This window comes from Mucilaginibacter sp. McL0603 (genome assembly GCF_049992945.1).
Lineage (GTDB): Bacteria > Bacteroidota > Bacteroidia > Sphingobacteriales > Sphingobacteriaceae > Mucilaginibacter.
The window spans coordinates 73,728-95,697 of sequence record NZ_CP188251.1; the positions used below are offsets into that span (position 1 = coordinate 73,728).

Genomic DNA, 21,970 nt, shown 5'->3' on the forward strand with positions numbered 1-21,970 from the left:
CACAGTAATGATGACGACGATGCAGGATAATGATTAATTTTGCATTGTAAGACAGACTGTTACCCGCCGACAGCATTAGAGACCCGATAACATGAAAGATTTAGCTAACCAGGATGAAGATACTCCAGCTTCCAATTGCCGGCCGAGCCTAAAGGCTATCGATGATGCACTTTATGTCATCGGGGGTAAATGGAAACTTAAAATCATCGTTATGCTATTCGATGGAAGTAAGCGGTTTAATGATCTGCAGAAAAGCATCCCCGGAATATCAGCCCGTATCCTTTCCAATGAACTGAAAGCATTAGAACTTAACTGCTTTGTATCCCGCACCGTCCATGACGGAGCACCGCTGGCCGTCGAATACTCTTTAACTTCCTACAGTCGCTCACTCAGGACCGTCGTTCATGCTTTAGATGAGTGGGGCACCCAGCATCGGGAAATGATCCGGTTTAACCCGTAATCGGCTGTAACTTTACTGAAGATTTGCGCCCTGTTATAAGGCAAGAAAAAACTGGTGAGTCACACGGCGAGTCAATTCAGCCCGTGGCCGCTGTTTTCACCGCACTACTAATCTGAAATACTTAAAAAACCTCAAGACTTTTGACTTAAATTATAGTGGCCTTAGACTCCAAAACCCGAACTCTTTTATGGGGGATTTGTATTGTGCAGCGTGCTTGACAATTAAACGCTATTTAATAATCATAATCACTTAATAGCTTTCCAATCTATAGTATCGTGATCGTCATAATAATTGGCAATATGCTCAATATTATAAAGTATAGGTTCAGATTTTATCCCAAGCACATTTAAATAATCTCGATACTCTTGATAGCTTACAAAGCCCTTTTCAATGTGTTTTCCAGGAATTATAATATGCCACGATTGCTTAATATCAACGCCGTGAAAGATGCTGTTTATACTATATATCAACATTACTCCACCTACCACATTAGCTTTTTTTATATTAAAAAATCCTGTATCGCCATCCTTTCCATCTAAATTCATGCCCCAGCCAAGTTCTTTACTTGTAATTATAGCCTCGTAAGGTTTTATAAACGGTATTCTACCGGAATCCCATTCCCCTTTCTCCGTATAAAACTTATCAACTGTCGAGATACTGGTGCATGATAATAAGCAAGTAATAACAGATGTCAGAATAATTAATCTTTTAAATATTTTCATGTTATTCGGTAATGATGTTATTGAGTAACTAAAATAGAAAAGAAATCCAACAAAAAAAGCCTCCAGATTTCCATCTAAAGGCTTTCAAAACAATTATTTCCCATGCTATTCCCATGGATGGGTGTAAATGTGGTCCCGACGAGAATCGAACTCATATCTAAAGTTTAGGAAACTTCTATTCGTTGAATTATATATGCAAACCCAAGTGTCCCTTTTATAGTTGCGTTTAAATAATATGTATTTTTGTGTATGGAAACACTAATTGTTCACCCAAAAGATAAAAAACAATTGATGGCCATTACAGCTATTTTGAAAGCTTTAGATGTGGATTTCAAAAAAGAAAGCCCGTACGACCCTGAATTTGTTGCCATGATACACAAGGGGACAGAGGATATAAAGAACGGGAAAGGGACTAAAATAAAACTGGAAGACCTTTGGAAATAAACTTTTCTCCAAAGGCCCTGGAACATCTTAATTTCTGGAAAAAATCAGGAAATAAGGCAGTTCAAAAGAAAATTTATGAACTGATTAAAAGTTTACAAACCACACCATTTGAAGGTATCGGCCAACCGAGGCACTTAAGCACAATCTTTCAGGCTATTCGTCAAGGCGTATAAATAAAGGCATCGTTTAGTTTACCAGGTAAAAGACGAAGCAATAGAAATAACGTCTTTGAAAGGACACTACTAAATTTTAAAACAGAAAGCCTTCCGACTAAAGGCTTTTTATTTAAAAGTAATTCCTTAGATTACAAGACCCGAACTCTTTTATGGCTGATTTGCATTAGTTATAGACATCACAACACCGGTATTTTATTGATAACCGGGAGAAAGAATGTATATTTTCAACTCCCAACAGAATCTATTACAATGCCCCTGGCCCCTTTCATAACGGTCAAATAAATAACCACTTTTTCTTCAATCGGCTTATTAGACGGGTTAGTAGTGGGAGCGATATAAGACACTATGTAAGAATTTCCTTTAGTTGGGGCCTTTGAAACTATTAGCGTTTTTAAATGTCGGACGTCTGTATATTGGTCATTGATTAGCACATCATGATCTAAATCCCCTTTTAGGCAAATCATTAGCGTTATCGCACAATACTTCATTTTTAAAGAGTCTAATTTTTGATCAAGTACCTTGGGTGCAATATTAGCCGACCAAGCGGTATTATATGCGATGTAAAATTCTTTAATGATTTGTATCGCCTGTTTAGACTCAACTTCGTTTTGAGCCTGTACGAAATTGTTTGAACTTAAGATAATTGTACAACTTATTGAAAAAAACTTTATCAGCTTCATCTTACAGATGTTATTTATTAGAATGTTTTAATTGATTATTTACGGAGCCACCTGAAAATCTGATAACTCGGATGATACTTTTTATATTTGGCGCTCGGCCAAAAATTAGCCTCCTTGAAATCTGAAACCCATTGGCGTCCATCGTACATATCTACGTGACCGACAGGCTCTCCGCCTGGATAAGGTTGAAATACTCTTATGTCACCTTTTTGGGGAAGATAATTCGCAGGGGTAATCAAACTAAACCCCAGCTTGGATAAAAAAGGACCATAATTTTTTGAAAGCAAAGGATATCCTTTAGTATTCAATCCACCGGCTTCCAATGCTAACCTTATAGCCCTAGCATGAGAATCTTCAACATTATCCGTGACATTGGCAAAACCAGAGCAAATTAGAATTACTATAACTGGGATCAAAAAATATTTCAAAGCTTTCATTTGTTGTTTTATGGAAATAAAGTTAAAAGAAATCCCACAAAAAAAGCCTTCAATCTTCCGACCAAAGGCTTTTAACTTATTCTGTGGTCCCGACGAGAATCGAACTCATATCTAAAGTTTAGGAAACTTCTATTCTATCCGTTGAACTACGGGACCGTTTTTTGAATGTGCAAATGCGTGGATGTTCAGATGTGCAAATTCTAAGGTGCAAATGTGCAAATTATCAGCGAGTTCGTCAAACACATTTGCATATCTGCATATTTGCACATCTGCACATCAAAATCATCTGACAACTGAACCGTCATGAAGATCGTCATTAGGTGATACAAAAGTTAGTTTGCCATCCCCATCCTCTGCCATCAGGATCATTCCTTGCGATAGGATGCCTTTTATTTCTCTTGGTTCAAGGTTGACTAATATGCTTACTTTTTGACCTACAATGGCGTCCGGCTCGTAATGTTCGGCAATGCCTGATACTACTGTACGCTCGTCAATTCCCGTATCAATGGTCAATTTCAGAAGCTTCTTGGTTTTGGCTACTTTCTCCGCCACTAATATGGTACCGATGCGGATATCCATCTCAGCGAAAGCTTCGTAATTGATATTTGCTTTGGCGGGTATTACTTCAACATTTTTCGCAGGGGCAGTAGCTGCTTCCTTCTTTAAACGCAGTTTTTCTATTTGTTTATCAATAACTTCATCTTCCACCTTTTCAAATAATAACGAAGATGGATTTAGCTGATGCCCGTTTTTGAAAATAACCTCGTCCTCAAACCCAATCTGTTCGCCCGGCCAATTAAGCATGCCTAATATTTTCTTAGCTGTAGCAGGTAAAAACGGCTGTAAACAAGCTGCCAGATGACCGATTAGGATCAAACAATTATGCAGAGCAATTTTAGCATCTTCCGGATCTGTTTTGATAGTTTTCCAGGGCTCTTTCTCAGTAAGGTAACGGTTACCCAGTCGGGCTATCTCCATTACCGTTTGCATACCCTGCCTGAATTTGTAAGTCTCTAAACTGCGTTCCAGCTCATCATAAAAGCGGCCGAGATCCGCATTTATGCCATCATTATTTAATGCAATTATGCCACTGTCGCTTTCCAATTTGCCGTCGTAAAACTTGTGCATCAGTATCATCACCCGGTTCACAAAGTTTCCTAAAATGGCTACCAGCTCATTATTCACCCGCGCCTGGTAATCTTTCCAGGTAAATTCGCTGTCGCTGGTCTCAGGTAATATAGAAGTAAGCACATAACGCAACTCATCCTGCTTGCCGGGGAATTCTTCCAAATACTCATGAAGCCAAACAGCATGATTACGCGAGGTAGAAAGTTTATCACCCTCCAGGTTTAAAAACTCATTCGCCGGCACATTTTGCGGCAGCACATATTCGCCATGGGCTTTCAAAATAGCCGGGAAAATAATACAATGGAAAACTATGTTATCCTTACCAATAAAGTGTATCAGGCAGGTTTCATCTTCTTCTTTCTCTTGTTTTTTCCAGTAAAGCTTCCAGTCTTTACCATGGTCAAGCGCCCACTGTTTGGTTGCCGATATGTACCCTATCGGAGCATCCATCCAAACATATAGCTTTTTCCCTTTTGCTTCCTCCAATGGCACATCAATACCCCAATCCAGGTCGCGTGTCATTGAACGGGGCTGCAAGCCAGATTTAAGCCATGATTTACACTGCCCAAATACGTTTACCTTCCAGTCATTCTCCTTGGTATCTATCCATTTCTCCAACCATGGCTGATATTTATCCAGCGGTAAATACCAATGTTTGGTAGGCCTTAAAACAGGTGGCTTCCCACTCAGGGTTGATACCGGGTTGATCAGATCAGTAGGATTAAGCGACGTACCGCAGTTTTCACACTGATCGCCGTAGGCATTTGGGTTGCTGCAATTAGGGCAGGTTCCTATAATATATCTGTCGGCTAAAAACTGCTGAAAATCCTCGTCAAAATATTGCTCGGAGTATTTCTCAACAAACTCCCCTTTCTCATACAGGTTTAAAAAAAACTCTTTAGAAAGATCGTGGTGAATCGGTGAGGAAGTGCGGTGATATATATCGAAGGCTATACCAAAATCCTCAAAGCTTTGCTTTATCTGGTTGTGGTATTTGTCAATAATAGCTTGTGGGGTAGTACCTTCTTTTTTTGCTTTAATAGTAATGGCTGCACCATGTTCGTCTGAACCGCAGATGTATACCACATCCTGTTTTTTAAGACGAAGGTATCGTACAAAAATATCTGCGGGCAAATAAGCGCCCGCAAGGTGACCAATATGCAAAGGGCCATTGGCATAAGGCAGCGCAGAGGTAATGGTGTATCGTTTAAATTTATTAAGTTGTGACATTAAATGTGCATCCTTAGTAATAATTTGGCAAAGATAATTTATTTTAGTCGGAAAGACGGGAAGACCGAAAGTCCGAAAGTTTTTCTGATTATGTTTTTACAAACAGGGAGTTTTTTACAATAGATCATGAATAAATCTGCACCTAACTCCGGACTTACCGACTTTCGGACTTCCGGACAAAAAGAAATTCCCTATCTAAAAAAAGGAGATAAAATAGCGATCACCTGTCCCGCTAAAAAACTGCCCAATCCGATGGGTGATGCTGTGGCGTTGTTACAAAAATGGGGGTTGGAAGTTGTATTGGGCGAAACCATTAATGCCTCTTACCACCAGTTTGCAGGTGATGATGAATTGCGTGCCAAAGACCTCCAACGTTTTATTGATGACGATAGTATAAAAGCAATTATAGCTGCACGCGGTGGGTACGGTACTATACGCATAATTGATCAAGTTGATTTCAGCCGATTTGCCACCCATCCCAAATGGCTGGTTGGTTTTAGCGATATTACTGTGCTTCATGCACATCTATTTGCCAATTATAATGCGCAAACCATACACGGGCAAATGCCGATAAACATTCCCGATGCATCAGCCTATTCTTTAGAAACACTGAGAAGGGCATTATTTGGAGAGGAGATAAGCTACTCTTTTACCTCACATGGCCTCAATCGTAGCGGTAAAGCTACAGGTACATTGATAGGCGGTAATCTGAGCCTGCTGGTTGCTGTATTAGGTTCCGTGTCTGATTATAACTATGATGGTAAAATACTTTTTATTGAGGATGTAGGCGAATACCTGTATTCTATCGATCGTATGATACGTGCGCTTGACCGGGCAGGTAAATTAAAAAACCTCGCGGGCCTGATCGTTGGCGGATTTACAGAAACAAAGGATAATGATATCCCTTTCGGTCAAACTGTGCTGGAGATCATTATGGAAGTAGTTAAAAACTATAACTATCCCGTATGCTTTGACTTCCCGGCAGGTCATATTCCCGATAATCAGTCCCTGGTGCTTGGAAAATCTTTTAATCTATCAGTAATTGATAATCAGGTAGTAGCAGGCTACAATTAAAGTGGATTAAATCGATTGGGGTGCAAAAAGCACTATTCTATCAATTCTGATAATTAAATTTGAATTAATCAATACGCAATTATTCACTAATTCACTCATTCATTAATTCAATAATTATATACACATGGCAATCTTAGACAATTTAGGCAATTACAAAAATTTCGGGCTATTAATTATCCGCATCGGGCTGGGTATTATGTTCATCTATCATGGGTTCCCAAAATTGGAAGGCGGCGTAAAAACCTGGACAATGTTAGGTAGCGCAACCAACAATGTGGGCATACATTTCTGGCCGGTGGTATGGGGTTTATTATCAGCCTCGGTTGAAACCTTCGGAGGCTTTTTACTAATTATAGGCCTTATATTCAGACCAGTGTGTTTACTGCTGGTGATCGATCTTATAGTAGCCGCTTTATTTCATTTGCATCAACACGGGCCCGAGGGCGGTTTGGGTGCAGCATCACATGCTATTGAAGACGCTATCATGTTTGCCGGCTTGCTGTTTGTAGGGCCTGGAAAATATAGTGCAGATAAAAAATAGCTGCCTTATTACATAAAAAATGGCCTGAGTATTTCTACTGAGGCCATTTTTTAGGCAACTGATAGTTCTTACTGATTCATATAATCGCCCAGACTTTTCAAGTAATCGTCATCAATATCCCTGTCGTTATCAGATAGAAATTTATTCGCTTTATCTGCATCGGCAGCAAATACAGTTTTAATCGACTTCTTTTTAAGCAGCACTTTTTGCGGTTGGCCGCCAGGTAACTTTACAACATAATAAACACTTTCGTCTTTAAACTCATCGTAGTTATTACCGCTTGAGGTCATTCCGTTGCTAACATAATTATTTGGAAGATACTTAGTGCCCAACTGCTTATAAATTTTGTATTTACTGCCTGTCGAAATTACCTGCACAAAATGAAGCGGATCAATTTCAGGCCTGTTTTCAAAAACATAGGTTTGCCCCTGGTCATCTACTAACGTAAACATTTTTATGGAGTGCCTGTTAATGCCGGTCATCGTTTTTCCGTCATCTGTAAATATCAAATTGCCAGCCATCTTTTCATAATTGAAAAGGTAATTATCATTTTGTTTAACAGAATCTTCCGTAGTTAAGGCATAACCATGTACCCAGTTTTCAAAAAGATAACGGCTTCCATGTATGGTATTTTCATGCACGATATAACCGCTAGACACATCTTTGGTCATACCCTCTGTGCTGAGTTTTTCCTTAAAATCACCAGTGGATTTGGTTAATTTAGCACCTGCAGCATCATCGCCGGTCAATACCACATTTACATTATTAGGATCACCAATTTTTATTACTGTTTTTTTAAAATTCTGGGCAGATACAATGAGCCTATCTACAGAATCAACTTTAAGGTTAAACGCCCCATTTAGATCTGTAAATGTAGCGTAACTGCGTTGAGCGTCTTTAATAAATGCAAAAGGGATAGGTTTACCTTGTTTATCATTAACAGTACCAACAACTGTGTTTTTTTGAGCAAAAGTAAAAGTGGTAATTAAAGCGACCCAAGAGGTCAATATTATTTTTTTCATGTTAGACATTAAAATGCAGTACTATATATGCTAAAATATGAATTAAAGTAAATCCTGCTGTATAATCATTGTAACAATAATAATATACAATGTTGACTCTAATACAGTCAAGCGTAAATGAAAAAAACCGCCTCATAACCAAATATGAGGCGGTTTGCAATTCAGAAAAGTTTTATTATGGTTTGTAATATTTATCAACAACTGCTCTACCTGCTCCTGCTGAATTAGTAACAGAATAAGTAAATGAAAGTAAACCATGTGTTACTTCTGTTAAAGTATATGGATGGGTTGCATCATAGCTAACAAATGCAGGTGCATTTATTACAGTGATACCATTACCGGTGAATCCAGATTTTACATCATCAGGATTAAAAGCAACTGTAAAATTAGAGTAAGTTGCCGATGCACCTGATCCAGTCTTTGTGAAATTTACGACATACCTTACTCCAAGAGCGGCATAACCACTAGGCATCTCAATTTGTGTAGGCGAATCAGGAATAAGAGTTACTGCAGTTCCTGCAAAATCCCCTCCAGGCGGTGTTCTGATAAAATCCTGAAGATATGCACCTGCAAAGTCATTACCAATGATATGGAAGTAATGAACATTTAGGTTTGCGGCAATAGGCAAACTTGGTGTAGAGCTCACAATTTTAACCGGAAGCAAATAGCTTAAAGTAGGATCCAATTTCGTTATGTTAATAATTACTGTTGTAGTGGCATTATTTTTACCTGCGGGTATAGTTACTTTAGTAGGTAAAACGTATGCGTCTGCCGGTATTGGAATGTAATTTATTCCATTGATAGTAGTAACAAGCGTATTATCAACACCAATGGTAACTGTTGTTGCCGCTGACGGCGGATTAGCCGCAGTAACACCTACTGCAAATGTTATAGTATCTAACCCCGATCCGGTTACGGCATCATGGCCAAAGTTTTGCATGTTGCTATTGAAGAATTGAACAACGTTAGGCGTCGTTGCCTCCGGGTTAAAAACCCGGGCAGAATCCTTCAGACATGAGCTGAATAACAGCGCCGAAATACTTAGCGCCATGATCCTTTTTATATATTTTGCTTTCATCTTTTCTTTAGATTAAATTTTATTTATGAGCTTACTTGGCCCAGAATATCTTTGACTTGAATATATCTATTGTGCCCTCTGCCGCAACATTAGCCGCATTTGTTGAATATTCAATAAACGGATAAGGGATTCTGGTTATTTGGTTTGGAGCATTGGCACCCGAATAAATAGACAACGGAATATCATCAGGATATCCTGTTCTGCGATACTCGTTAAATGCTTCAAATGCACCATAAAGATTTAAAGCTGCCCATTTCTGAACGATGATGGCCTTTATTTGTGCTTGCAATGTGCCGCCTGTTGGATAAGCTATTGCAGGCCGTGCAGCATAAGTTGCCGCTGCCGTTGCCGGGTTGGTAACAAGGTCATCAGTAAATGATGCTACAATACCAGCATTATAAAGAGCTGCTGCGTTTCCAGTTGGTAGATATCCCCGTACAACACCTTCGGCTTGCAAAAATAAAGCTTCAGCCGAGGATAATAAATTAGCTCCTGCACCTGGGGTTTTTAATACACCAGGGCCAAACTTACTTGGGCCCATGTTAGCAACTTTTGTAGCCGGAGGCACAAGTCCCTGTGGTGGCGAGTTGCTGCCAAAAGGTGATGAAACAACTACCCAGGAAGAATTATAGGTAACAGAGTCAACACTTGCATTGGCAAGTGAAGTTGCATTTGCTGCATTAGCTGTGGAGGTTGCGCTGTAAATCTGAGCAAGCCTTGGATCATTATTTTTACCATAGAAATGAGCACCATAAGCATTAGCCTGGTAAGTAGCATTGTTGCCTGATGAACCGCCTGAGGCTGTAAGGCCGTAAGCTATAACCATCGGAGTTTGCTGGCCGCCATTCGCATCAGAGTTAAAATAACCAGGATTGGCTACGGCACCGTTAGTAGCATCTATATAACCTAAAGCCTGTGTAGCTTTAACTGCAGTTATCGCAGCAGCATTCCCTAAACCACCATTTAAATTTGACTGCCGAATTGCCAACTTTAATTTTAAGGTATTGGCAAATTTTAACCAATTTCCCATATTGCCACCGTAAACAATATCAGCAGCTTTGGTTGGTATAAGTGCAGTTGCACTGCCTTGTGCACCCTGAATTAAAACAATAGCTGCATCCAGTTGCTTCATCAGATCTATATATATATCTGATCCTTTATCATAAGCAGGCGTGAAATCTCCTGTACCCTGCTCAGCTTTAGAATAAGGTACGTTATTGTAATTATCAACTAAGGCCTCATAATTATATGCCTCCATGATCTTGGCGATAGCAGTATAGTTTGGACCAGAATTGGTAGCTATAAGCGCCTGATAGTTGGCAATGTTAATATAATAATCACTCCATACATCATAAGTACCAGATGTAATAACATACTGCTCTAAGGCGGTGTTAGCCTGGTAACCAGTACTCCAGCTTAGATAACCTATCCATCCTGCATACATGGTGTATTTAGTACTATTTGGGAATTGGGCCGACATTTTCAACGCACCGGCCAATATTAAGTCTGGCGATGCTGCGGACGGAGTATTGGGGTTTTTCTCCAAACTCAGAAAGTCCTTTTTACAACTGCTCCCGGCAATTGTAAGGGTTAATAAAATAACTGATATATACTTTTTCATTATCTTTTCTTAAAAAGTTAAACTTAAGTTAGCACCAAAGAAACGGGTTGGCGGCAGTTGGTTTGTTGAAAACCCAATAGCGTTACCACCACCTGTACTAGATGAAAATTCAGGATCTGACCAGTTGTTTGATTTTGGCCTCAACATGATCAAGTTTCTGCCTATTAAAGAAAAAGTGGCTCCTTTAATAAATCCTGATTGCTTAACAAACTGGTTCAGGTTAAAGGCCAGGTCTGCTTCTCTTAATTTCCAGAATGCAGCACTTGTTACATAAGTGCTACCTGCAGTGTAGAAAGCTCCTGAATCAAAGAAGTTTATACCGCCATCACTGGTCAAAGTGCTGGTGTTTTTCGCATAAACTCCAGGTGATGTCTGAATTACTGAATTAGGGAATACAAATTGCTGGCGCCCGCTTGATGCAGATAACAGGGAAGTACCAGCTGCAGTAGCCTGCAATAGTCCCTGGTTATAAATTACGTTGCCAGTGCGGAATTCGCTGGTTATAGACAAGGTAACAAACTTATAACTTACTGTTTGTGTTAAACCCAAAAGATACTTAGGGGTTGTACGACCCAAATTGGTTAAATTAGGGTTCAGCGATGGATTACCTGTAACAGCATCTACTATAGGATTTCCTTTTGGATCGCGAACCAAATCAGTAGCCACTAAACTTGGGTAAGGCTGGCCTACTACTGCCTGAATTGCTGCGTTACCGTTAACAGTAGCTAAAGTAATTGAAGATAAGCCATTAGTTAACGAAATTACTTTTGAGTTTTGTATAGTAAAGTTACCACCCAGGGTTAAACCAACTTTATTTTCCGCTTTAGTAAGCACCTGGATATCTAACTTGGTTTCAAGACCGGTATTTTGTACCTCACCTATATTAACCAGTGAGTTGTTATATCCTGTTTCTGGCGCAACTGTAATGGGAAGCGTCTGGTTTGTAGTATTACTTTTATAATAAGTTATGCTACCATTGATACGGTTATTTAAGAAACCTAAATCAGCACCAAATTCAATTTCCTTAGTGAACTCTGGTTTCAATTCGGGGTTATTTAAAGTAGTGCTCAAGCTTAGACCACCGGTATTTCCATAAGGAAAACCACTTGTTACACCAAAGGTAGGAAGCGTACTGTAAGGAGCTACGTTTACATCACCCACTTTGGAGAATGAGGCACGTAATTTAGCATAGCTTAAAATTTTATTATCCTTTAAAACAGGTATCGCATCCGTTAATACAAGTGAACCTTTTACTGAAGGGTACCAGAATGAACGGTTTGCAGCAGAAAGTCTTGAATCATGATCATTACGATCTGAAGCTTCTAAGAAAGCGAAATCCTTGTAGCTAACTGTCAAATCACCAAGCCAGGCTATCTGGCGGATAGTACCTTGCAATTGACCAGTTGATGGTACACCCAAAATTGAACCGATGTTATAAAATCCGTCTACCAATAACTGGGTGCTGCTGTTTGATACCTGGTTGAACTGTTCTTGCCAAACTGTACTACCTAACAATAAGTTAGTTTTAAAGTCATTAAAGAAGGTATGGTGGAAATTCGCGAAAACATCTTGTGTTAAACGTGAATATCCCTGAGGGCCTGCTGGTGCAGCTAATGGATTAGGAGCCACAGGGAGCGGAGTTATTGATCCGTCACCAAATTGTGTAATGTTTTGAACCTGGCCCGGAATGCTGCCCGGAGTATTTGCAGCGCCACCTAACGCGCCATAAGCTTGGTTTTGCGTGCCTCCCGGATCTGAGTGGTAATAAGCGCTGAAATTAACTTGCGCACGTGTATATTGTTGTTGACCTACACCGTAGTTATCGGCAAGGCGGTATTGCATATTAAACCATTTTGTAGGTGTTAACGTACCGCTAAAGCTGCCATTGAAATTATCACTGCGTGTATTAATGCGTGAATTGGCAATTACCCAGTAAGGGTTAACACTATAAGAGTTATAAAAACTGTTTACATCAGAAAACTGGGCATTGATGTCCTTATAGTTTTCTAAAGGAGCCCATGATGGTGAATTTAACAAGCTTGACAATAATGTACGGCCACCGTTAAGTGATGATCCGTCAAAACCGGCACCGTAAGTGCTTGTTTGTTGATTTGAATAACTTGCAGTGAAATCGGCTTTAAATATTCCGTATGTTTTTGTAGCAGAAACACGTACAACAGTTCTGTCTTTTCTGTCATTAGGTGTAACGCCTTTCTGCGCAAGGTTATTTACTGATAAGTTAAAACTGTTAGCAGCATCACCCGCAGCATACGAAAGATTGTTTTGGTCAGACCATCCGGTTTGGAAGAAACCTAAACGGGGATCTTTACTTGGGGTTGAATAAGGAACCATCTGCACAGGGCCGTTAGCCGCGTAAGCAGGTAAACCCAATTGTTGTATGTGACCATCGTAACGGGGACCATATGATTGATTTTCATAAGGAACCGGACTTGTTACCTGGTTAGTCAATGGATCAAGATAAGGCGCGCCTTCACCACCATAGCTACCAAAGGTTGTTTGCAATCCCGGGAAATAAGATACTTTTTCAGACAATAGCGTATTTGAATACGATATCTGTGGAGCACCCGAAGACGATCCATGTTTGGTAGTGATACTTAATGCACCATTTGATGCTTCAGAACCATAAAGTGCAGCTGCACCAGCACCGTTCAAGATATCAACAGATTCGATATCGTCCGGATTGATGGTATTAACATCATTTGGTGAAATAGGCACACCATTTAAAAGCACCAATGCATAGTTATTGCCAATAATGTGACGATTACCACGCAGTGTGAAACGTGTTTGCGGGTCAATACCGTTATCAAGAGTATTGATAACAAGGCCTGGTGCCTTAGCGGTTAACCCATTTGTAAAGTTTGTTGGGTGGGTCGCGGTAATCTGTTTGGCGCTAATATTGGTAGCAGCATAGCCAACCTCTTTAGATTGGCGCTTAATACCTAATGCGCCTGTTACAACAACTTCGCCAAGCTGACTGCTGCTTGCAACCAAAGCTACATTTAGTGTGCTTTGAGTCCCGACAGCAATGTCTTGAGCGGCGTAACCTACGAAGGAAACTACGATGGTAGCTCCGTTTGGTACGCTTAGGGTAAATTTACCGGCCGTGTTGGTCTGGGTACCAACAGTCGAACCTTTTACCTTTACTGTGGCTCCCGGTATGGGTAGGCCATCCTCTTTGGCCGTAACCGTACCAGTAACAGTACGGTTTTGTGCAAACACCTGCGTTACGCATAACATCAGAAAGCACAAACTTACTAGTAGAAGTTTTTTCATTTCGTTAATAATAAGATCAGTTAATAGTTAATTAGTGCTAAAAGTAGTATTAGATTATTAAAAAGTCAAATAAAATATTACAAAAAGATGAAAAATCTTTAAAAAAGAGACTTTCTGAACTTAAATATAATAATTTTAGTACTATGTATTGCATAATACAATTTAAAACATATATCTTTGTGGTATGATTGTTGAAAATACACAAACCCAGATGAGGAAGGGTGTTTTGGAATATTGCATTCTTTCCACCATAGCCAAGGGCGAGATCTATGCTTCGGACATAATTGCCGAGTTAAAGAAAGCCCAACTGCTTGTAGTTGAGGGTACTTTGTATCCTCTGTTAACCCGTTTAAAGAACAATGGACTCCTCAGTTATAACTGGGTTGAGTCAACTTCGGGCCCACCCAGAAAATATTATGTCCTATCGGAGGAAGGCACAAAAGTATTGGAACAGCTCGACAAAACCTGGCAGGAGCTGGCTTATGCCGTGCAAACATCCATCGGAGACAGGAAAGTAAAATAATTAGAAAAAAACCAAGATCATGAACAAAACAATTATCATCAATATAAACGGCATCGTATTTCATATAGAAGAGGATGCCTACGAGGTACTAAAAAATTACATGACGGATGTAAAACGTCATTTTATGAATTCGGCCGATAGCCTGGAGATTACTACGGATATTGAAAACCGCATCGCCGAAATGTTTAACGAGTTACTGGCAAAAGAAAATAAACAGGTTATTGTTGAACAGGATGTTAGATCAGTAATTGAGCAGATGGGCACAGTTGAAGATTTTGAACACGCCGAAGAGGATACTAAAGCATCTTTTAGCAATACCTATTATAATGCAGAAGCACGCAGACTGTTTCGTGACCCTGACGATCACTTGATAGGCGGTGTATGTGCAGGTATAGCTAACTACTTTGATATGAGTGCCGTTTGGATAAGACTAGTATTTGCGGTGTGTATTCTTTTTGGAGGTTCCGGCCTTATCTTATATATCATATTGTGGATAGTGATCCCCAAAGCCGTTACCCGTGCAGACCGGATGACAATGAAAGGCGAAAAATTAAACTTGCAGGGCTTTAAAAAGAATTTTGAAGAGGAATTGGGCTCTATGCGTGACAACATATCAAATTTCAGACATGAGGCTAAACCTTTTGTTTACAAAACCCGCGATTTTATAGGCGATTTCTTTTATCACCTGGGTATATTCCTTAATGGTGCCGGTAAAATACTTGTTAAACTTATAGGGCTCTTTATACTTCTGTGCTGTTTTAGCGGATTGGTATTCTTTATAGTTGCGTTTGTAGCGCTGCTCGGATTTGGAGATTTTGCACCATTTCATGATCTGCCTTATGGCTTATTAAGACATCATCATCCTGAATACCTTTATACTGCGGCTTTTGTGGTTGTTGTTATACCAATTGTAAGTATTATACTCCTTACATTAAAAGGTATATTTAATACAGGCTCGGTAAGCAGATCGGCAGGTACAACTATCTTAGTTATATGGTTATTTGCCATCGCAGTATTTGTATATGATGTCACCAAAATAGCGTCAGACTTTAGCTCATCTGCAAGTTATAGCGAAACTATCAATTTGAAGGCGGCGAAGAATAATACTTATCACCTTAAATTAAATGATCTTAAATATTTCACTGCAGAGGACAGCGCTCGTTTAAATATTAAAAACCTGTCACCTAATATGAAAATAACAGATGACGAGGATAATGATTTTAACCATTTCCATCAGCGCATCGGTCTATCCATTGAAAGAAGCGATATCGACCAGCCTGTTTTGATTGAATCATATCATGCAAGAGGCAGGAATTATGACAATGCATTAGCTAATTCGCGGAATATAAAATACATATTCACGCAACAGGATAGTTTATTAAAGTTTGATGAAAGATTTTATCCCAAAAATGACGAGCTATGGCATGATGAGGATGTTTACCTTACTTTGAAGCTCCCCCTGAATGCTAAAATTATTATTGACCGCGATCTCGATAGAATATCTAACATAAATGTTTACGGGTGCAATGAGATCAACAAGCGGGATGGCGGTAAATTAAACGAAGCCACATTTATAATGACTGATAACGGCCTGCAATGCAAGGTGGATACTTTGGTAACCGATACCGTTATAAGAAAGCACCTGCCCTTGGACAGTACAAAAAAATAAAAATGAAACACTCAATCAAATACATAAGCTTGCTATTACTTGGCGGGCTTATGTTATTTTTTTATCCTGATAAGACATCCAATACAGGTAGGATTGATACTCCCTGCTCCCATTTGGCAAAAAGCCAGTCGACTAAACAGTGCCGGAGCAAAGAAAACAGTTTTTCATTTTTTAAGGATGTTATCGCAAACATATTACCTGAATTGAAAAAATTGAACTAGTGTCAAGTCAACAGTCTTTAGTCGCAAGTCTTAAGTCAGTTTTGTGCGTTTCTGACTCCAGACTTTCGACTGAGGACTAAACGTCAATCCATAATTGATACGACACTGGCCCTTCATCAATAAAATGGGGCTAATGAACAGCCTATTATTACTTTTTGTCAAAATCTTTAAAAATATCTGTAACCAAACACCCCCTTATTGCATCTTATATAAAACAACATAAAACGCCGGATAATACCAGCAAGCCCATTCTTATTACGTATGCAAAAAAGAGGAGTACCCTTTTATAGGATGGTATTGCCGCCAAAAAAAACGAAAACAACAACACCTATGAGAATACATTTTTAATCCCGGTACCTGAATGAACAATAGATAACCGGTAAGCCAAAACAATTTTATTAACTATTTAAAAAAGAGAGTAATCTCTCTGAGGACATTTTTTGCCAAAACTTTTACAACAACTACAACTCATGAAATTAATTATCCTTAAAATATATTATACGTTACTACTAATGGTCGTCGCGGCAGGCGTCGCGTTAGCGCAGACAAACTCACAATCGGCCAGTGTTTCAGGTTCATTATTAGATGAACAGGGAAAACCCATGATGTATGCAACCGCCAGCCTGTTAAATGCACAAGACTCATCTATAGTAAAAGGCGTTATCAGCAATGAACAGGGCGTTTACACTTTTGATCATATTAAAAAAGGACAGTACATTATAAAAGCAAGTACTATTGGATATGTAAAGGCAACCAGCCAGCCTGTTACAGTTGCTGATAACTCAGCCAGGATTACCGTTCCTGAAATAAAAATGAAACCCAACGCACGCAGTTTAAATACAGTAAGCATAACCGCCGCAAAACCATTAATAGAACACAAAGCAGACCGTATAGTGATGAATGTGGAAAACAGCGTACTTGCGGCAGGCAATTCGGCGATGGATATTTTGGAAAGGGCGCCGGGCGTAACCGTTGATAAGGATGATAATGTTAGCCTTAAAGGTAAACAAGGGGTTACCGTGATGATCAATGATAAATTGACCTATCTTTCAGCTGCCCAGCTGGCAACACTTTTACGCTCTACGGATGGTAATACGATCCAGTCGATAGAGATCATTTCTAATCCTTCGGCAAAATATGATGCTGCTGGTAATTCGGGCATCATCAATATCAAGCTAAAGAAAAACAAACAAACAGGTACTAACGGCAGCATTGTTGCCGGTGTAGGATATGGTGCTAATTGGAAAAATAACGAAACGTTTAGTCTGAACCACAAGGAAGGTAACTTAAATGTATTTGGTTCATTTAGCCATAACGATGGCGGGCGTGAGCAAAACATCCAGATAAAACGCGTAGTTACTGATACGTTAGGAAACAAAACTTACTTTGATCAATATTCTCCACTTAGGCAAACGAATCATAACAACAGCTATCGTTTGGGTGCCGATTATGATCTATCTTCAAAGAACACACTTGGTTTTGTTGTAACCGGTTACTTTAATACAGAAGATGATAGTAATGATAACTGGACATATATAGGTTCCACCCCTACTAAGGTTGATTCATCTTTAAGAACTGTATCTACCAACCATCAAACTTATAAGGATTTTGCAGTCAACTTAAATGATACTTATAAATTAGATACAGCAGGGCAACAATTAAGTGCTGATCTTGATTACTCGAAATTCAGAAATACTGCAATTGCAGAATACAACAGTGACTACTTTTTACCCGATGGCAGCATTCAGCACCCCTCAACATTTTTGGGAAACAACACGCCATCGACCATAAGCATACGTACTGGCAAGGTTGATTACGCAAAGCCTATAACCAAATCGTTAAAGTTTGAGTCCGGTTTAAAATTTAGTGATGTAAAAACTGATAACGACCTGATGGAAACGCATTCACCAAATGATCCATATGTAAGCACCAATCATTTTGTTTATGATGAAAAGATTGATGCGGGTTATATAAATTTCAGTCAAAATTTTAAAAAGACTTCTGTACAGCTGGGTTTAAGGGGCGAGTATACCTCATCAAAAGCTGTGGGAGATTCGTCAGGCATTGTGAAAAGTATACCTAATAGTTACTTCGACTTGTTTCCAAGCGTATTTATAAACCAGACCTTGAATGATAAAAATGAGATAGGCATCAATTATAGCCGCCGTATTGATCGTCCGCAGTACGATAATATGAATCCATTTGTATTTTACCTTGACCCTTATACCTATGTAGTAGGTAACCCATACTTAAAACCGCAATACACCAATAATTTTGAACTGAATTACACCTATAATAAGCAGCTTGTAGTAACATTGGGTTACAGCCGCACTACAGATGTTATTACTGAAGTACCCGGAACAGACCCGGTAACCAAAGTTTCATTTATAACTAACGAGAATCTGCAGACACAAAATAGCTATAATATTAATGTCTTCACTCCATACACCATTGCAAAATGGTGGGAGGGTAATGTCAATGCAACGGGTTTCTACCTTGGCTTTAAATCAAATGATTTACAGGGAGCAAACCTGGATCGCGGGCAGGCGGCCTTTCAAATAAGGACGACCCAAACGTTCACGCCGATCAGCGGCTACAAATTTGAGATAACATCTAATTATCAATCAGGATTAACTTATGTACTATATTATGTTAAGCCTCAATACTCAACAGATGCTGGTATAAGCCATTCTTTTGCTAACAAAAGAGCTAACATTAAATTATCTATGAGTGATATATTTAACACACTCACAAATAATGTAACCAGCAATTACCAAACCAATGACCTGGACATTCATCAAAAACGTGAGACCCGCATTACCAGGTTAACATTTACCTACAACTTTGGCAGTACTAAGATTAAAGCACGTGAGCATCAAAGCGGCGCTGACGATCTGAAAGGAAGAGTGAAAGGAAGTAATTAGTTTGCAGTTTTAAGTTTGCAGTTGGCATCGAAAATTATATGCTAACTGCAAACTTATATACTCTGCTAACTGCCCACTGGTAACTGCAAACTGAAACTATTGGTTCCCTACTATAAATACCGCATTACTAAACAACAGTTTACCGTTTTGCCAAAAACTGCGGAACAAGGGATCATCAACCAGATAAACAACTGAGCCACGGCCCAGGGATTGCACACCGAATAAAAGCCCGTCCTTTAATTTATCTTTTGCTTTTTGCCCGACGAAACCTTCTACGTAAGCATTCTTTTTGATTGTGCCCACATTCCATCCATCATCACCCAGGTAACTATATAATTCGTCATTTAATTTGAGTGTGAAGTAATATTTATTAAGCCCATACCCCAGAGGATGTGTATTATCCATATCTACCTTATAAATAGCGCCGGGTACGCTTGATCTTATGGCCTCATGGTCACGGTCCGCAAAGTTTTTTACAAGTCCGGGCGCATTTTTAGTAGTATCACGCTTGTCAGGCGGGTGGTTTTTAATAGAAAAGCCTTTTTTATCAACCAGCAATGATACCGTAGTTTCCATAGCAATCAGTTTTCCGCCATCGTGCACCCAATTCTGAAATTTCTCAACCGGCAGATCTTCATAATAGCCATCCGGAAATATCACTACATCAAAATCATTCAGGCGAACACGGTTCAGGTCGTGATATTTGACCAATGTTACCGGGTAATTGATCTGCTGCTCAAAAAAGTGCCAAACCTCGCCCATAGCCTCTGCCGAAGAACCTTCACCTGTGATCAGCATAACTTTAGGAGGTTGAATAGACCTGATCTCACTCGAACCTAAATCCACGCCTTTGTCTACAAAGCCCGAACTTAATGGAGCTAGCTCAATATTACAGTCTGCAGCTGTTCCGGTTACAACGCTGTCAAAATCTTCCTTATTATTTCCTGCTCTGGCTATGATCAACGAACCAATAGCGAACTTCTTTCCTCCGGATTCCAATGGAACTTCTGTAGACCGCACTTTAATATTCTTTTTGAGTAGTGCTGCCAAAAATTTAACATCGCACACAGAACGCCATGGCGCGATATAAGCATAAACACGTGTTTTATTTACAGTTGTTGGTGCCGGCGATACTATATTGTTTGTTTTTTCGGTTGATGGCTTTACTGATTCTTTAAGCGCATAGGCCTTTAACCCATAAGCATAGGGTAATGCCCATGCTGTAATATCATAGGTATTGGAGTCGGTTATAAACGTTCTGGGCTCAAGCAATACATTCAGCAATACCGATTTGGGTTGATGGGTATTAACTACCATATCATTAGGTTCAATGTTAAACTGCTCGGTCTTGCCGCTAATATAATTATAGCCGATATAACCACCTTTTGCACCATAAGTATACTCTATCCCGTTTCTGCTAAGCAAAGTACCAAGCAAAGCAATATTATCCGGGTTATCGTTTTTAATTACATAAGCTTTGTATTCGCCCGGCGGGTTATTGCGGCTGTTCTCATAATATTTCTTAAATTCATTAAGCGCCTTTGTTGCATTTGCAGAAGTTGTTTCAACTGTGCTTAAGCTATTGGATAAGTGATGTGCCACACGATCAACAAGGGTTAATGTATCGCCACTGCGTGTTATTACCGTTAAGCCCGCACCAATACCTCCCTGTTCGTAAGTCATACCGACAGAACCATTATATATAGGATAGGTATCGCCATAAGAAGGATATAGCAGATCGAATTCCTCTTTGGTAAAATACATCCAGCCATTCTGGTCAAAATACTTCGCGTTGTTTTTACCGATGATTGTTTGAAACTCCCTTTGCCAGGGTGTGATATCCCTGTGAAAAGGCTCTGCCGCCGGTGCAAAATAATATGGTGCATTATAGCCCTGCTCGTGGAAATCAACATGTACTTGTGGCAGCCACTGATCAAATAACGCTACGCGCGCCTGGGTTTCCTTCTGTGTTTGCCAGGCCCAATCGCGGTTAAGATCAAAATAGTAATGATTGATCCGCCCGCCCGGCCATGGTTCAGAATGCTCGCGTGCTGACGGGTCGGCATCCGGCACCACACCTTTTACAGAATTATAATAATTAATATACCGTTCGCGTCCATCCGGGTTTAAACAGGGATCGATCACAACAACTGTATTTTTTAACCAGGGTTGCGTACGGGTGTTGGTGGTATTAGCCATTTCAAAAAGGGTTTGCATTGCCGCTTCGCTGGAACTTGGCTCATTTCCGTGTACGTTATAACTTAACCATACTATTGCGGGTGTATTAGTTAAAGTAGTATTACTTGCAGTTAATCCGGCAAGCGACAAGTTATGCTGTCTGATCTCTTCCAGCCGGCCTATATTTTCATCCGATGCTATAAACATGGCCATCAATGGGCGGCCCTCATTGGTAGTACCATATTGCTGCAGCTTTACATTTTTTGATATGCCGGCTACATATTTAAAGTAATCGATGATACGAAAGTGTGGCGTAAACTGTGAACCGAGTTTATATCCTAAAAATTCGGACGGAGATTGCAGCCCCTGCGCAAACGCTATACAGGCAAAGCTTAAACAAAGCAGTGATAAAGAGATCCTTTTTAACATATTGAGATAGTCAGCCTAAAAATAATATTCTAAATACAAGTATTGGTAAAAACGAACAATAATACATGTAAAAGCGTATTTTTTTATTAAATAATTAAAAAAATATTAAAATCTTTGCT

At 39.6% G+C, this 21,970-nt stretch carries 17 protein-coding genes and 1 tRNA gene; 8 read left to right on the top strand and 10 right to left on the bottom strand.

Going from position 1 to position 21,970, the window contains the following annotated elements:
• Positions 1-91 precede the first annotated feature (91 nt).
• Positions 92-460 carry a winged helix-turn-helix transcriptional regulator gene (locus ACPPVU_RS00370; RefSeq protein WP_426669701.1) on the top strand — a complete coding sequence of 123 codons (369 nt, stop codon included), beginning with the start codon at positions 92-94 and terminating at the stop codon, positions 458-460.
• A gap of 245 nt (positions 461-705) precedes the next feature.
• Here the strand turns inward: ACPPVU_RS00370 and ACPPVU_RS00375 are convergent, their stop codons facing one another.
• A complete protein-coding gene (locus ACPPVU_RS00375) occupies positions 706-1,182 on the bottom strand; it encodes a hypothetical protein (RefSeq protein ID WP_426669702.1) in 477 nt (158 codons plus the stop codon).
• Between the two features lie 249 nt (positions 1,183-1,431).
• Here ACPPVU_RS00375 and ACPPVU_RS00380 point away from each other — a divergent pair, with 249 nt between their 5' ends.
• The gene (locus ACPPVU_RS00380; RefSeq protein WP_426669703.1) at positions 1,432-1,626 is read left to right on the top strand and encodes a DUF2683 family protein; all 195 of its coding nucleotides are present in this window, start codon (positions 1,432-1,434) and stop codon (positions 1,624-1,626) included.
• Complete coding sequence (locus tag ACPPVU_RS00385; RefSeq protein ID WP_426669704.1) at positions 1,617-1,799, top strand: type II toxin-antitoxin system YoeB family toxin; 183 nt, start codon at positions 1,617-1,619, stop codon at positions 1,797-1,799. Before ACPPVU_RS00380 ends, ACPPVU_RS00385 begins: the two co-directional genes overlap by 10 nt.
• Before the next feature lie 227 nt (positions 1,800-2,026).
• Here the strand turns inward: ACPPVU_RS00385 and ACPPVU_RS00390 are convergent, their stop codons facing one another.
• From ACPPVU_RS00390 to metG, 4 genes are all read right to left on the bottom strand, one after another.
• The gene (locus ACPPVU_RS00390; protein WP_426669705.1) at positions 2,027-2,482 is read right to left on the bottom strand and encodes a hypothetical protein; all 456 of its coding nucleotides are present in this window, start codon (positions 2,480-2,482) and stop codon (positions 2,027-2,029) included.
• A 35-nt stretch (positions 2,483-2,517) separates the two neighbouring features.
• Positions 2,518-2,919, bottom strand: coding sequence for a hypothetical protein (locus ACPPVU_RS00395; protein ID WP_426669706.1), 402 nt, complete (start codon positions 2,917-2,919; stop codon positions 2,518-2,520).
• Positions 2,920-3,003: 84 nt separating this feature from the next.
• A tRNA-Arg gene (locus ACPPVU_RS00400) sits at positions 3,004-3,075 on the bottom strand.
• A 126-nt stretch (positions 3,076-3,201) separates the two neighbouring features.
• Positions 3,202-5,277, bottom strand: a complete 2,076-nt coding sequence (gene metG / locus ACPPVU_RS00405) for a methionine--tRNA ligase (RefSeq protein WP_426669707.1) — start codon at positions 5,275-5,277, stop codon at positions 3,202-3,204.
• A gap of 126 nt (positions 5,278-5,403) precedes the next feature.
• On the opposite strand from metG, the gene ACPPVU_RS00410 reads away from it, so the two are divergent.
• On the top strand, positions 5,404-6,351 hold the full coding sequence (locus ACPPVU_RS00410; RefSeq protein WP_426669708.1) for a S66 peptidase family protein: 948 nt from the start codon (positions 5,404-5,406) through the stop codon (positions 6,349-6,351).
• A 124-nt stretch (positions 6,352-6,475) separates the two neighbouring features.
• Positions 6,476-6,892 carry a DoxX family protein gene (locus ACPPVU_RS00415; protein WP_426669709.1) on the top strand — a complete coding sequence of 139 codons (417 nt, stop codon included), beginning with the start codon at positions 6,476-6,478 and terminating at the stop codon, positions 6,890-6,892.
• Positions 6,893-6,960: 68 nt separating this feature from the next.
• On the opposite strand, the gene ACPPVU_RS00420 is transcribed toward ACPPVU_RS00415, so the two are convergent.
• From ACPPVU_RS00420 to ACPPVU_RS00435, 4 genes are all read right to left on the bottom strand, one after another.
• A complete protein-coding gene (locus ACPPVU_RS00420) occupies positions 6,961-7,914 on the bottom strand; it encodes a carboxypeptidase-like regulatory domain-containing protein (RefSeq protein ID WP_426669710.1) in 954 nt (317 codons plus the stop codon).
• 175 nt (positions 7,915-8,089) lie between these two features.
• Positions 8,090-8,992: a DUF1735 domain-containing protein gene (locus ACPPVU_RS00425; RefSeq protein WP_426669711.1), complete on the bottom strand. Its 903-nt coding sequence runs from the start codon at positions 8,990-8,992 to the stop codon at positions 8,090-8,092.
• A 31-nt stretch (positions 8,993-9,023) separates the two neighbouring features.
• Complete coding sequence (locus ACPPVU_RS00430; RefSeq protein ID WP_426669712.1) at positions 9,024-10,613, bottom strand: SusD/RagB family nutrient-binding outer membrane lipoprotein; 1,590 nt, start codon at positions 10,611-10,613, stop codon at positions 9,024-9,026.
• A gap of 9 nt (positions 10,614-10,622) precedes the next feature.
• Complete coding sequence (locus ACPPVU_RS00435) at positions 10,623-13,907, bottom strand: SusC/RagA family TonB-linked outer membrane protein (RefSeq protein WP_426669713.1); 3,285 nt, start codon at positions 13,905-13,907, stop codon at positions 10,623-10,625.
• 184 nt (positions 13,908-14,091) lie between these two features.
• Between ACPPVU_RS00435 and ACPPVU_RS00440 the strand changes: the two genes are divergently transcribed.
• The 3 genes from ACPPVU_RS00440 (at position 14,092) to ACPPVU_RS00450 (ending at position 19,244) form a co-directional block, all read left to right on the top strand.
• Positions 14,092-14,430, top strand: a complete 339-nt coding sequence (locus tag ACPPVU_RS00440; RefSeq protein WP_426669714.1) for a PadR family transcriptional regulator — start codon at positions 14,092-14,094, stop codon at positions 14,428-14,430.
• 19 nt (positions 14,431-14,449) lie between these two features.
• Complete coding sequence (locus ACPPVU_RS00445) at positions 14,450-16,099, top strand: PspC domain-containing protein (protein WP_426669715.1); 1,650 nt, start codon at positions 14,450-14,452, stop codon at positions 16,097-16,099.
• Between the two features lie 691 nt (positions 16,100-16,790).
• Positions 16,791-19,244 carry a TonB-dependent receptor domain-containing protein gene (locus tag ACPPVU_RS00450; RefSeq protein WP_426669716.1) on the top strand — a complete coding sequence of 818 codons (2,454 nt, stop codon included), beginning with the start codon at positions 16,791-16,793 and terminating at the stop codon, positions 19,242-19,244.
• Between the two features lie 96 nt (positions 19,245-19,340).
• Here the strand turns inward: ACPPVU_RS00450 and ACPPVU_RS00455 are convergent, their stop codons facing one another.
• Complete coding sequence (locus ACPPVU_RS00455; protein ID WP_426669717.1) at positions 19,341-21,851, bottom strand: M14 family metallopeptidase; 2,511 nt, start codon at positions 21,849-21,851, stop codon at positions 19,341-19,343.
• Positions 21,852-21,970: the final 119 nt, after the last annotated feature.

Excerpts from the sequence above, each read along its gene's own strand:
- ACPPVU_RS00370 (WP_426669701.1), top strand. The coding sequence starts at position 92 with ATGAAAGATTTAGCTAACCAGGATGAAGATACTCCAGCTTCCAATTGC.
- ACPPVU_RS00375 (WP_426669702.1), bottom strand. The coding sequence starts at position 1,182 with ATGAAAATATTTAAAAGATTAATTATTCTGACATCTGTTATTACTTGC.
- ACPPVU_RS00380 (WP_426669703.1), top strand. The coding sequence starts at position 1,432 with ATGGAAACACTAATTGTTCACCCAAAAGATAAAAAACAATTGATGGCC.
- ACPPVU_RS00390 (WP_426669705.1), bottom strand. The coding sequence starts at position 2,482 with ATGAAGCTGATAAAGTTTTTTTCAATAAGTTGTACAATTATCTTAAGT.
- ACPPVU_RS00395 (WP_426669706.1), bottom strand. The coding sequence starts at position 2,919 with ATGAAAGCTTTGAAATATTTTTTGATCCCAGTTATAGTAATTCTAATT.
- metG (WP_426669707.1), bottom strand. The coding sequence starts at position 5,277 with ATGTCACAACTTAATAAATTTAAACGATACACCATTACCTCTGCGCTG.
- ACPPVU_RS00410 (WP_426669708.1), top strand. The coding sequence starts at position 5,404 with ATGAATAAATCTGCACCTAACTCCGGACTTACCGACTTTCGGACTTCC.
- ACPPVU_RS00415 (WP_426669709.1), top strand. The coding sequence starts at position 6,476 with ATGGCAATCTTAGACAATTTAGGCAATTACAAAAATTTCGGGCTATTA.
- ACPPVU_RS00420 (WP_426669710.1), bottom strand. The coding sequence starts at position 7,914 with ATGAAAAAAATAATATTGACCTCTTGGGTCGCTTTAATTACCACTTTT.
- ACPPVU_RS00425 (WP_426669711.1), bottom strand. The coding sequence starts at position 8,992 with ATGAAAGCAAAATATATAAAAAGGATCATGGCGCTAAGTATTTCGGCG.
- ACPPVU_RS00430 (WP_426669712.1), bottom strand. The coding sequence starts at position 10,613 with ATGAAAAAGTATATATCAGTTATTTTATTAACCCTTACAATTGCCGGG.
- ACPPVU_RS00435 (WP_426669713.1), bottom strand. The coding sequence starts at position 13,907 with ATGAAAAAACTTCTACTAGTAAGTTTGTGCTTTCTGATGTTATGCGTA.
- ACPPVU_RS00440 (WP_426669714.1), top strand. The coding sequence starts at position 14,092 with ATGATTGTTGAAAATACACAAACCCAGATGAGGAAGGGTGTTTTGGAA.
- ACPPVU_RS00445 (WP_426669715.1), top strand. The coding sequence starts at position 14,450 with ATGAACAAAACAATTATCATCAATATAAACGGCATCGTATTTCATATA.
- ACPPVU_RS00450 (WP_426669716.1), top strand. The coding sequence starts at position 16,791 with ATGAAATTAATTATCCTTAAAATATATTATACGTTACTACTAATGGTC.
- ACPPVU_RS00455 (WP_426669717.1), bottom strand. The coding sequence starts at position 21,851 with ATGTTAAAAAGGATCTCTTTATCACTGCTTTGTTTAAGCTTTGCCTGT.